The following is a 12,059-nucleotide window of genomic DNA, read 5'->3' on the forward strand; positions in this document are numbered from 1 at the left end:
CGATTTCACTAAAAATCAGCATATTTATTTGTGCTGCAGCACAATGAAATCCATCTCCGAAAGTGCGATAATAAAGCTATCAGAACAGATCGTGAATTGACAACTGAAAATGGAGGTGTGGATGTGAAGCTGACCGCAATCATGGATAACCACCGAAGCGAGCAGAAGGCACTGACGGCTGAGCATGGGCTGTCGTTTCTGCTGGACACCGTGACGACGAAGATTCTCTTCGATTTCGGTGCCGGTCGGGCTGCGTATGACAATGCAGTAAAGCTGAACGTAGATCTCAAATCGATCGATTACGCCGTCGGAAGTCATGGGCACTACGACCATGGCGGTGGGTATCCGTACTTTTTTGTGGGTGGATTGAGCTGCCCGCTGATTACGGGGGACGGTTACTTCGAGGAAAAGTATGCGTTTGATGGGATGAAGGCGACGTATCTCGGCTGCGGCTTCGATGAGCGCTGGATGGAGGAACGTCGGATCGATCATCGCGTCTGTCGTGAGATGATGAAGCTGGAGGACGACTGCTATGTCGTCGGTGGATTCCAGCGGACGCATGATTTCGAGACGATTCCGAAACGCTTCGTGCTCCGGGATCAGGAGGGCTGGAAGCAGGATGATTTTTCAGATGAAGTCTGTCTGGTGCTGACACGGCCGGAGGGACTCGTCGTCATCGTGGGCTGCAGCCACCCGGGCATCCTCAATATTCTAAAGTCGGTGCAGATGCGCTTTCACCGACCGGTGTATGCGGTCTTCGGCGGTACGCACCTCGTAGAGGCAGACCGGCCGCGCATCGAAAAGACGCTGGATGAGATGAAGGCCATGGGTGTCCGTCTGATCGGCTTCAACCACTGTTCCGGCGAACTGCTCCAGGAGATGCTGGACGCCCGTCCGGATATCCGGCACTGCTACCTCGGCGCAGGCGACTGCCTGTTCCTGTGAATTTCGGAATGTGACATGAAAGAAATAGCAACGATGGCCCAGGATTTCGTGGAAGCGACGTCGGCGCTGGTGGGTCATCGCACGATCAATATCATGGATACGAACGCGATTATCATCGCGTCGACGGAAAAGAATCGCATCGGCACCTTTCATCAGGGCGCCGCAGAGGTGCTGGCGACCGGAAAGCCAGTGCTGGTTCGAAAAGAGAATCTGGCAGCGTACCCAGGTGCACGCGAGGGCTACAATATGCCGATTTATCTCGAGGATGAGATGATCGGTGTCGTCGGAATGTTCGGCGATGAGGCGGAGGTTCGGGATACAGCAAATCTGCTCTGTGTGTATGTATCACAGCAGTTTGCACAGTTCCAGCTGGCGCAAAAGCAGAAAATGGAATCGGAGATCGGCACGCAGCTGCTTCGCTCGCTCATACTGGGCGATGAGACGCAACGCGAAAAGGTACAGCAGCTCTGTGATTTTCTGGATGTACATCTCGCATTTCCGTATCGGGTCATCCTGATTTATCAGGAGACTGCGGAAAGCACGGATGAATATGTAGAGTCACTGTCCCATGCGGTTCAGTCGCTGGTATGGAAGGGGATTCTGGACCGACAGCGCGATGTATTTGGCTTTTATAAGCAGAGCTATGTAATCCTGCTGAGCGATACTTCGGAGAAATCCAGTGAAGAGTGGCTGACACATGAACATAGTGACTGTGATGCCTCAGAGGCAACGCCACCTGAAGGAGACATTGGTCGGCTCTTCGAACGGGAGCAGCTGGATGAACGGAATGGTCAGAATCGTATCGGGAAGCTGATCGCGGAAATCCGCTCGCACCCTGGCTGGCGGACCGTCATAAGCGGTATATGTAAAACGATGAACGAAATACCGGAAGGTATGCGTGAAGTGATGATAATGAAAGAGATGAAAGGAGGGGAGATTCAAAATCTCGAAGAGCATTCGTGCAGGATGCGGTATCTGCTGGGACGCTTCATCAGTTATGGCGGCGATCGGGCCGTCCGGGAGATGGCGGAGCGGCTGCTGCAGGAGGAGGAGAAGCAGGCCGAACTGCTTCTACACACGGCGGAGTGCTACTACGAGGAAAATGGAAGTGCAACCAGCGCTTCGGAACGGCTGCACCTGCATAAGAATTCCTTGCTGTATCGGATGAAGCGGCTATACCAGCTTCTGGGAATCGAAAAGGATACGGCGTTTGTGCGGGAATTCTATGTTCGTCTGCTGCTGGAGTACTGGAACCAGATTTTTTAAAAAATAAAAGGAGGTATAAAAATGTCTGGTTTATTCATTTTTGGCGTTATATTTTTAGCCGTTGTTTGTATGGTCATCGCGATTTCAAAGTTCAACATGCACCCGTTCCTGGTGCTGACGGTGATTGCGATTTTAGTCGGTCTGGTATGTGGTATTCCAGCAGGCGAGGTCATCGATACCGTGAAGAGCGGCTTCGGTAATATCCTCGCAAGCATCGGTATCGTCATCCTTTGTGGTACCATCATCGGCACCATCCTGGAGAAGACCGGTGCCGCGCTGACGATGGCAAATTCGATTCTGAAGATCGTCGGCAAGGATCGAAGCGTGCTGACGATGGGTATCACCGGCTACATCACCGGTATCCCGGTATTCTGTGATTCCGGTTTCGTTATTCTGAGCCCGATTTCGAAGGCACTGGCAAACCGCAGTAACATTTCCCTCGCAGTGATGGCGACGGCCCTGTCCGGTGGTCTTTATGCGACCCACTGTCTGGTACCGCCGACACCGGGACCGATTGCGATGGCGGGCACGCTGGAAGCAGACCTCGGACTCACGATTCTCGTCGGCCTTCTGGTTTCCATTCCGGCCGTGGCTTCGGCACTGGTATATGCCAACAAGGTTTCCAGCAAGATCGACATCCCGGCGAATCCGGAGTATACCGTCGATGAGCTGATGGAGAAGTACGGCCAGCTGCCAGGTGCACTGCACAGTTTCTCCCCGATTCTTCTTCCGATCATCCTGATCGCACTGAAGTCCGTCAGCGATTTCCCAAGCGCACCATTCGGCTCCGGTGCCGTGAAGTCCTTCTTCTCCTTCATCGGTAATCCGGTTATCGCGCTGATCATCGGTGTGTTCCTTTCCATGACGCTGATTCCGAAGAGTGAAAAGGAGAACGCGCTGAAGTGGATCACCGAGGGCGTTACCAACTCTGCAGGTATTCTGGCCATCACCGGCGCCGGCGGATCCTTCGGTGCCATCCTTCAGAAGCTTCCGATCGCGGACGCACTCAGTGCATCCCTGCTCGGACTCGGCGTCGGCGTTTTCCTTCCGTTCATCATCGCGGCACTTCTGAAGACTGCGATGGGTGCATCCACCGTTGCGATGATCACGACCTCAGCGATGATTGCGCCAATGATGCCGTCCCTCGGCTTCACATCTCCTCTCGCAAAGGTACTGGTCATCATGGCGATCGGTGCCGGCTCTATGACGGTTTCTCATGCCAATGACTCTTACTTCTGGGTTGTATCGCAGTTCTCCGACATGGATACGAAGGACGCATATAAGTGCCAGACCGGTATGACGGCAGTCATGGGTGTCACGACGATCATCGTCGTATTCATCCTGTCACTGATCTTCGTGCATTGATACACAGAATCATATAGATATACACGCAGGGCGCTGGATTTCCAGCGCCCTGTGAAATTTCTGTGAAGCTATGGATTCTCCTGCCGCTGCGGTCTACAATCACTTTATCATTTATCCGATGCCTGAACGTAAGTGGTTTATCCACCCTGGACGCACGCGTGCAGCACGTGCAGACCTCAGGCGACGTTTCATCGAACGTATATTTATAAACATTGACGAAAGGAGTTTAAAGAGACAATGTGTACAGCAGCAACCTATAAGACGAAGGATTTTTACATCGGCAGAACGCTCGATTATGAGCTTTCCTATGGTGAAGAGGTGACGGTCACGCCGCGAAACTATCCGTTCCGGTTCCGCCACGCCGGCGAGCTGAAGTCGCACTACGCAATCATCGGCATGGCCTTCGTGGCCGGCGGCTACCCGCTTTACTATGATGGCGTGAACGAAAAGGGCCTCGGCATGGCGGGCCTTAATTTCGTGGGCAATGCGGTCTATCAGGATGCTCTCCCGGATGTGCCAGCAGAGACCGATCAGGTCGCGCAGTTCGAATTTATCCCGTGGATCCTCGCGCAGTGTGCAACGGTCGACGATGCGCGGACGAAGCTCGCGACACTTCGACTTCTGAAGACCCCGTTCAGCGAGCAGCTGCCGGCAGCACAGCTCCACTGGATCATCGCAGACAGGGATGAGTGCATCGTCGTCGAGTCGATGGCGGATGGTCTTCATGTATACGATAACCCGGTCGGCGTCATGACGAACAACCCACCGTTCCCGAGCCAGATGTTCGCCCTCAACAACTACCCTGGCGTTTCCCGGACGCAGCCGGATGCCAGCTTCGCCGGTGTACTTCCGCTTCAGGCCTACAGCCGTGGCATGGGCGGCCTGGGTATCCCGGGCGATCTGTCGAGTCAGTCTCGTTTCGTGAAGGTTGCCTTCACGAAGCTGAGCTCCCTTTCCAGGGATGACGAGCGCTCCAGCGTGAGCCAGTTCTTCCATATCCTCGGCTCCGTCGACCAGCAGCGCGGCTGCTGTGAGGTCGCTGAAGACAAGTATGAGATCACGATTTACACCTCCTGCTGCAACGCAACGAAGGGCATCTACTACTACACGACCTACGACAATCACCAGATCCACGCCGTCGACATGCACCACGAAGACCTCGACGGAAGCGAACTTCGCCGCTACCCGATCGAACTCGAAGGCGAAGTAAAGTGGGTGAACTAAACTTCGCAGATCAGAAAACCGTGTCAGCGCATCACTCGTTTCAACCCGAGTGATGCGCTTTTCTTGAAGCATTTCATCTTCTTCGTATTAATTTCCTGCAGCATTTCATCTTTTTCGCGTTTTTTTGTTGAAATGTTTCATCTTTTTCACAGAAATGCTGTCTGATCCATGGATTTCCTGACTTTACGATGCTACAATCATCCTATAGCCATGCTATCCTGGAACGAGAGTTAATTATCCCGAAATGATGTACACTACGGAAAGCGAGGTGCGATGCATGTATAGAAAATTTTATGAGCAGCTGATGGAGTGGGAGCAGAAGCGCATCCCGTCACCGCTGCTGGTGATCGGTGCGCGGCAGATCGGAAAGACCTGGATCATCCGGAAATTCTGCGAAGAAACGTATCCGAACTATATCTATATCAATCTCGAGGAGCGGGCCGATATCGCATCGGTGTTTAAGGGAAATCTCGATCCGGAGACGATTCTTCTGCAGATCAGTCAGATTCTCGGACAGCGCGTGGACGACCGCACACCGATCTTTTTCGATGAAATTCAGTCCTGCGAAAGAGCGATTACATCCCTCAAATACTTCTGTGAATCCGACAAGCCCTATCGCATCCTCTGTGCCGGCAGTCTCCTCGGCGTGAAGCTGAAACGTTTCGAGGGCTCCTTCCCGGTGGGAAAGGTCCGCATACTGAAGATGTACCCGATGGATTTCGAAGAGTTCCTGCTCGCCTGTGGCGAAGACCTCCTCCGCGATGGTATCCGGGAAGCGTACCTCGGGCGAATGCCTCTGGCGGAAGGCGTGCACGAGAAGGCACTGCGTCTGTACCAGGACTATCTCTATATCGGCGGTATGCCACAGGCCGTTTTATCCTATCTGGAAAGCGAAAAACTGGCGGTTGAGGTCGATCCGCTGATTTACGAAAACCTGCGCCTCGCTTATCTCGCCGACATGACGAAATACGTGACGAGTCCTGCGGAAAGCGTAAAAATCACGGAAGTTTATCGCTCGATTCCGCGACAGCTTGCAAAGGAAAATCCGAAGTTCAGATACAGTGAAGTGAAACCGAAAGCAAATAAGCGGGATTACTTCGCGCCGATCGACTGGCTGGATGCCTCCGGCATGATTTATAAAGTCCATCGTCTGGAAGCACCACTCTCACCGCTCAGTGGTTACGAAAACAGCGACAGCTTCAAGGTCTATCTCTCCGACACCGGCCTGCTGACGCATATGTGCGGCCTGCACTATCGCGACCTGCTGCCGGATGTGCACAATATTTATAAGGGAGCCGTGACCGAAAACTACGTGATGCAGCAGTTCGCGAGTAAGAACCGTGCGCTCCACTATTTCAAGCCATCTGAAAGCATGGAAATCGATCTGGTAAGTGACCTGAATGAGCAGATCATCCCGATCGAAATCAAATCCGGTCGCAACAAGCGCTCCACCAGCCTCCGAAATTATCGCGAGAAGTACCAGCCGGACTACGCGATCCGCTTCTCCGAGCTCAATTTCGGATGGCAGGACCGACTCTACTCGATCCCACTCTACGCCGCCTGGTGCATCTGATGCTCAACAAAAAGCCACGCGCACCGTTATGCTGGTGTGCGTGGGTTTCTGTTGTTTCGGATTTATTTCGGTAGCCGTTCAGGCAAGGGACCCGAACGCTTATTTATTTCATCTCGCCGCTGATTTCCTTCACCGCATAGCCTTCGCGGGCGACGGCGGCGATGATGGTCGCCGGGGCGATGTCACGATCACAGTCGACGTGGGCGTGCTTCTTTCGGAGGCTGACATCGGCCGCGGCACCGTCGATGGCGTTGATGGCACGGGCCACCTTCGCAGCACAGTTCTCACAGTGCATACCTTCGACCTGGAAGTCGTAGCTGTGCAGCACCGGGCCGTCCAGTTTTTTCTTTTCTGGCTTCGCGATGCGCTCGCAGGAGCCACCGCCACAGCAGCCGCCCTCGCCATGCAGATGCTTCGCTGATTCTTTCACGGCCCAGGCCACGATGAGCAGCAGCACGACGATTACAATCAGATTCGACATATTCTCTCCTATTTCAGTGCACTGCAGGCATGATGTCCAGTTTCAGGGTCTTCCATGCCTGCAGTTGCTTTTACTTCGTCTCTTCCAGCAGGTTCGTCATGCTGTCGATGCCGACCATCATGGTGGAGCTGTTATGAAGCAGCGCCGAGGTCGACGGGGTGATGAGCCCACCGATGCCGAGGGCGATCAGCAGGGAATTAAAGCCGACGATGAAGCGGTAGTCACCGTGTACACGGTTCATCAGTGCGCGGCTCAGACGCCGAAGTACGACGAGCTCCATGAGGTCGTCCGCGGAGATGGTGATGTCCGCGATTTCACGCGTGATCGCTGCGCCGGAAGCGATGGCGACACCGACATCCGCCTCCGACACGGCTTCCATGAACTTGCCGCCCTTGATGGAGATACCGTAATTCCGCGCTTCCTTGATCGCCGACAGCACCGCAAGCGGTACCGAGAGCTTCAGGGCGCAGGAGTAGTCGGACGGGAGGTGACGATCTGCGCAGCAGCAGCATTGGACCGCGGACGGGTAAATTCGATCGTCGCATGTCCGGTGCGCTCGTCGACCGCCGCGTTCTTCACGCCCGGGATGGTCTTCAGATAGTATTCCAGAAGATCCGCCTGGTGCATGGACATGTGCTCCTTCGGAACACGGAGGCGAAGACGATGCTCGCTGTCCTTGCCGCGCAGAACGGCTGCTGTGCACTGGGTATATAACTTCTTCGCATCCTTGCTTGCGAGCACAGCGATACCAGCGGTACCGAACAGCACACCACCTGCAAAAACACCAAGCTTCTTCAGATTCTTCAGATCCTTTACCTTTAACATGATTCTATCCTACTGATTGATCAATAAATGTTAGTTTCTGCTAACCTCCAAATGTTAGTACCGTCTAACCCGGATGTCAAGAAAAATCACGCGCCGGAAAACTCACTTTTTCGAATGACTGACATAGTTTCAGACGAGCACCCAGGGACGAAAACATATCCACGAATTACATAAGCACGATTGAGAAGTGGGCCGATCCGATGCACCGAGTTACAAAAAGGACGCCAATCGGCGTCCCTCTCGTTTTATACCATATTCATTTCGGTGAGAACTCTTTGTGCGTTTCTCCAGCACAGCCTGGTTTCAGGCTCTCACCCTCTACAGAGTCCGGGATATGCATCCGTTTCTCCAGCACAGCCGGGTTTTAAGCTTCTGCAGAGAACTGGTCCTTACCAACCGAGCACATCGGGCACTCGAAATCCTCTGGAACATCTTCCCACTTCGTGCCAGGTGCGATACCACCCTCCGGGTATCCCTGCTCCTCGTCATACTCCCATCCACATACATCACATACGTACTTCATCTTTTTTCCTCCTGATTTTTTCGTCATTCCTGCATCTGACATGCAGGGCAGATCGCCTTAAACATGATATCGTAACTCAGGAACTGCATCCCATGCGGATCGCGGATCCGCTCTATGAGACCCGGCATTTCGTCGATGTCTACATCGAACACCTCTCCGCAGCGCACGCAGCGCCCATGGTAGTGATTTCGCAATGTGAAATCGAAACGATCCGGCCCATTTGGAACCTCGACGCGACGGATACTTCCCTCCTCTGAGAGGATGCCGAGATTTCTGTACACCGTACCCTTCCCGATGCCAGGGTGTTCCTGCCGGACGTATTCGTAAACCTCCTCTGCCGTCACATGACGTTTCATCGTCAGAACCGCATTTCGAACGAAATCTTTCTGCACGGTGTTTCTTCTCTCCATGTTGCCTCCGCCATTTCTTAATAGGATTAATTCCTATTAAGAATATACATCATGACCTACATTATGTCAACATCCGTAATGCTTTTTTCCGGAAATCACCGGATCTGCGAATAGAATTCAGTAATCCGTAATCTTCTTTTCCACAAGCTTATCACCTTCATAACGGAGTTTAATGGAGAAGAAGCGCTCATCCCCGGAGAGGAGGCGCTCGAGGAAGACTCGATCACCTTCCCAGGTCGGGAGCGCAAGAACGTCCGACTTCTCCACCCATGCGAGCTCGCCTTCATCGCACTCGATCATCTCGCCGTCGAAGGCATCCGCGGTGAAGACACACATAAGCTCCGGCTCGCAGACGTCACTGAGAAAGGTCACGAGACCGCGGAGGCGATACGCCGTCAGCACGAGCCCCGTCTCCTCCTTCACCTCGCGAAGCAGGCACTCCTCCGGCGTCTCACCGTTTTCCACATGTCCCCCGACACCGATCCACTTTCCGGCATTGATGTCATGGTGCTTCTTCACCCGGTGAAGCATCAGGTACTTCCCCTCTTTTTCGATATAACACAGCGTCGTCATCTTCATCACGCTCTTCTCCTTTTTTATTTCAAAATCAGGGAGCCAGTCACCCGGCTCCCCTCGCTATCCACATAATCTATGAAGTTTTACACCCGCACGCAGTCTCTCGTGATCTCCGCAAGCGTGCTCACACCGCACATCTCCATGGTGTCCTTCAGCTCGCTGCCGATCTTCTGGATGTACGCCTCGACGCCTTCCTCCGCGCCACCGTACACCGCCGTCACGAACGGACGGGCAATGATGACGGCGTCAGCGCCGAGTGCCAGGGCCTTAAATACGTCGGCACCTGAACGGATACCGCCGTCGACGAAAATCTTCATATCGCTGCCGGTCGCACGCACGGCCTTCACGATCTCCTCGAGCACTTCTGCCGTCGCCGGACACTGGTCGAGCACACGTCCGCCGTGGTTCGAAACCACGATAGCCGCCGCACCGGCCTCCTGTGCCTTCAGCGCACCCTTCACGGTCATGATGCCCTTCACGATGAACGGCACACCCGCTGCCTCTACGATTTCATGAAGCTCCTCCACCGACTTACTGCCGGCCGGCGGGGTCAGGTTCTTCAGGAAAGGAAGACCGGCCGCATCGACATCCATCGCTACGGCGAAAGCATTGGCCTCCTTTACAAGCGCCATCTTCTCGCGCACCGTCTCGATGTTCCACGGCTTCACCGTCGGGATGCCGAGACCACCGGCCTTCTTTACGGCTGTGGTCGCGGCCACCATCACCTCCGGATTCGTGCCGTCACCGGTGAACGCTGCGATGCCATGCTCCGCACACGCAGACACCAGGATGTCGTTGTAGGAGATATCGTTCAGCGCATCACCGTAGTGCAGATTCACCGCACCAACCGGGCCCGCGAAAAACGGATACTGGAAGGTCTTTCCGAACAGCTCGAGGGAGGTGTCGACCGGACGCTTCTCTACCAGCGTATCCATCTGGAGACGAATCTCCTTCCACTTATCATAGTTGCGGATCGCCGTGTCACCGACGCCCTTCGCGCCCGGACCCGGAATCTGGTTCCGGCATGCACGCCCGTTGCACTCCAGGCACGCCTTACAGTACTTCCCGATGCGCGTTCTCGCCTGCTCTATACACTCTGAAAAATTCATATCATGCCTCACTTTCTATACACCATGTGTTTCTTATTATACACCGTCGCGCCAAAAGTAAAGCATTTTTTACATACCGAAAGTTTATGGGGTCTGACCCCATAAACTTCTGTTTAGATTCTGTTTAGAAAAATTTAATGGGGTCAGACCCCATTACGAAATTCTTAAGATGACGGTCGATGAAAGCAGGCTTGCGTCGGTCCGCGCTCCGGTGCTATCCTATCTACGCTATATGCCTGAACGCGCGGATTACGAGCATCGAGATCTCCGTGCTCCGCAGCAGTCTTATCTTATCATTCAGAAGGATCTATCATGGCTATGACTACAAAAGACGAATACCTCATCACAGACGCGCCTCTTCGCGCGCTCACGATCTTCGCGCTGCCGATGATTCTCGGCAGCTTTTTCCAGCAGGTCTACAACATGGCCGACTCGATCATCGTCGGGCAGTACGTCGGCTCCGCCGCGCTGGCGGCGGTCGGTGCCTGTGCCGCACTGACGAACGTCTTCATCTGTATCGCACTCGGCGGCGGTGTCGGCGCCGGCGTGCTCGTTAGCCGCGCATTCGGCGCACGCAACTATGAGCGTATGAAAACGATCGTGTCAACCTCACTCATCAGCTTTCTGGTCCTCAGCATCCTCCTCGGCGGCCTCGGCTTCGTGCTCTCCCGCCCGATGATGCGCCTGCTCCAGACCCCCGCTGACATCCTCGACACGGCGACACTCTACCTCCGCGTCTACTTCCTCGGTTTCCCGTTCCTCTTCATGTACAACATCCTGTCGAACATGTTCACCTCGATCGGAGAGTCACGCATCCCGCTTGCACTCCTCATCTTCTCGTCCGTGCTGAACATCTTCATGGATCTCTGGATGGTGGCGAGCCTCGGCATGGGTGTCTTCGGTGCCGCCCTCGCAACACTCATTTCACAGGGCATCTCTGCCATCTTCTCACTACTGATCTTCTTGCGCCGGATGCGTCGCTATCCGGGCCGCTTCGCCTGGTTCGACCTTCAGGCGCTTCGGGCAATGCTGGAAATCGCCGTGCCTTCGGTCCTCCAGCAGTCCACGGTCTCGATCGGTATGATGATCGTCCAGGCCGTCGTGAACCCATTTGGCACCCAGGCGCTTGCCGGCTACTCCGCGACCATGCGCGTCGAGAATGTGTTCTCGCTGATGTTTGTGTCGATCGGCAATGCTGTCTCCCCGTACGTTTCACAGAACCTGGGTGCGAAGAAAACCGATCGTATACGAAAAGGCTACCGCGCTGCACTTCTGCTGGACGTCTGCTTCGCCGTGCTCGCCTTCGTCGTCATCGAAACACTGCATACGCAGATTTCCGCCCTCTTCCTCGGTAAGGACGGTACCGCCCTCGCCTATGAAGTCTCCGCAGGCTACATGAAGTGGCTCGGCTACTTCTTCATCTTCATGGGCATCAAGATGGCTACCGACGGTGTGCTCCGTGGCCTCGGCATCATGAAGCCGTTCCTCATTGCAAACATGGTGAACCTCGCCATCCGTATGTCCGTCGCGCTCATCTTCGCCCCACGCTTCGGCATCGCCTTCGTCTGGCTCGCCGTCCCGGCCGGCTGGCTCGCAAACTTCCTGATCTCCTACGCTGCGCTTCGGAAGAACTGGCCAGCTTAAGTTTTCATGATAAACGGTGCAAATCGCGCCAGACACTTCTCTGCATCGGCATACAAAAAACGCTGACCTGCACTACGCAGATCAGCGTTTTTTCACTCTTAAGAAAATCTTAATGGGG

12 protein-coding genes and 1 pseudogene are annotated in these 12,059 nt (G+C 54.4%); 6 read left to right on the forward strand and 7 right to left on the reverse strand.

What is annotated here, in order from left to right:
* Positions 1-141: 141 nt before the first annotated feature.
* The 5 genes from ACTQ52_RS00335 (at position 142) to ACTQ52_RS00355 (ending at position 6,373) form a co-directional block, all read left to right on the forward strand.
* On the forward strand, positions 142-945 hold the full coding sequence (locus ACTQ52_RS00335) for an MBL fold metallo-hydrolase (protein WP_441981566.1): 804 nt from the start codon (positions 142-144) through the stop codon (positions 943-945).
* A gap of 15 nt (positions 946-960) precedes the next feature.
* Entirely contained in the window at positions 961-2,211 is a 1,251-nt protein-coding gene (locus tag ACTQ52_RS00340) for a CdaR family transcriptional regulator (protein WP_441981447.1), read from the forward strand.
* A 21-nt stretch (positions 2,212-2,232) separates the two neighbouring features.
* The gene (locus ACTQ52_RS00345; protein ID WP_410042834.1) at positions 2,233-3,576 is read left to right on the forward strand and encodes a GntP family permease; all 1,344 of its coding nucleotides are present in this window, start codon (positions 2,233-2,235) and stop codon (positions 3,574-3,576) included.
* A 237-nt stretch (positions 3,577-3,813) separates the two neighbouring features.
* Positions 3,814-4,800, forward strand: coding sequence for a choloylglycine hydrolase (gene bsh / locus ACTQ52_RS00350; protein ID WP_441226534.1), 987 nt, complete (start codon positions 3,814-3,816; stop codon positions 4,798-4,800).
* 277 nt (positions 4,801-5,077) lie between these two features.
* Positions 5,078-6,373: an ATP-binding protein gene (locus ACTQ52_RS00355; protein WP_441981448.1), complete on the forward strand. Its 1,296-nt coding sequence runs from the start codon at positions 5,078-5,080 to the stop codon at positions 6,371-6,373.
* A 103-nt stretch (positions 6,374-6,476) separates the two neighbouring features.
* On the opposite strand, the gene ACTQ52_RS00360 is transcribed toward ACTQ52_RS00355, so the two are convergent.
* The 7 genes and pseudogenes from ACTQ52_RS00360 to ACTQ52_RS00390 all read right to left on the reverse strand — a co-directional run bounded on the left by ACTQ52_RS00360 (position 6,477) and on the right by ACTQ52_RS00390 (position 10,297).
* Positions 6,477-6,854, reverse strand: coding sequence for a heavy-metal-associated domain-containing protein (locus ACTQ52_RS00360; protein WP_441226536.1), 378 nt, complete (start codon positions 6,852-6,854; stop codon positions 6,477-6,479).
* Positions 6,855-6,924: 70 nt separating this feature from the next.
* Positions 6,925-7,227: pseudogene (locus ACTQ52_RS00365) on the reverse strand (heavy metal translocating P-type ATPase); the annotation flags it as partial.
* A gap of 86 nt (positions 7,228-7,313) precedes the next feature.
* Positions 7,314-7,679, reverse strand: a complete 366-nt coding sequence (locus tag ACTQ52_RS00370) for a DUF6110 family protein (protein WP_441226538.1) — start codon at positions 7,677-7,679, stop codon at positions 7,314-7,316.
* A 364-nt stretch (positions 7,680-8,043) separates the two neighbouring features.
* On the reverse strand, positions 8,044-8,202 hold the full coding sequence (locus tag ACTQ52_RS00375; protein WP_441226539.1) for a rubredoxin: 159 nt from the start codon (positions 8,200-8,202) through the stop codon (positions 8,044-8,046).
* A gap of 23 nt (positions 8,203-8,225) precedes the next feature.
* A complete protein-coding gene (locus ACTQ52_RS00380) occupies positions 8,226-8,612 on the reverse strand; it encodes a Fur family transcriptional regulator (RefSeq protein ID WP_441981449.1) in 387 nt (128 codons plus the stop codon).
* A gap of 117 nt (positions 8,613-8,729) precedes the next feature.
* Complete coding sequence (locus tag ACTQ52_RS00385) at positions 8,730-9,191, reverse strand: NUDIX hydrolase (RefSeq protein WP_410042828.1); 462 nt, start codon at positions 9,189-9,191, stop codon at positions 8,730-8,732.
* An 80-nt stretch (positions 9,192-9,271) separates the two neighbouring features.
* Positions 9,272-10,297: an alpha-hydroxy-acid oxidizing protein gene (locus ACTQ52_RS00390; protein ID WP_410042827.1), complete on the reverse strand. Its 1,026-nt coding sequence runs from the start codon at positions 10,295-10,297 to the stop codon at positions 9,272-9,274.
* 312 nt (positions 10,298-10,609) lie between these two features.
* Between ACTQ52_RS00390 and ACTQ52_RS00395 the strand changes: the two genes are divergently transcribed.
* Positions 10,610-11,941 (forward strand): MATE family efflux transporter, encoded by a 1,332-nt coding sequence (locus ACTQ52_RS00395; RefSeq protein WP_410042826.1) that lies wholly within the window; start codon positions 10,610-10,612, stop codon positions 11,939-11,941.
* The last annotated feature ends 118 nt before the right edge of the window (positions 11,942-12,059 follow it).

Origin of the sequence: Oribacterium sp. Sow4_G1_1, assembly GCF_052116105.1 — a bacterium.
GTDB lineage: Bacteria > Bacillota > Clostridia > Lachnospirales > Lachnospiraceae > Oribacterium.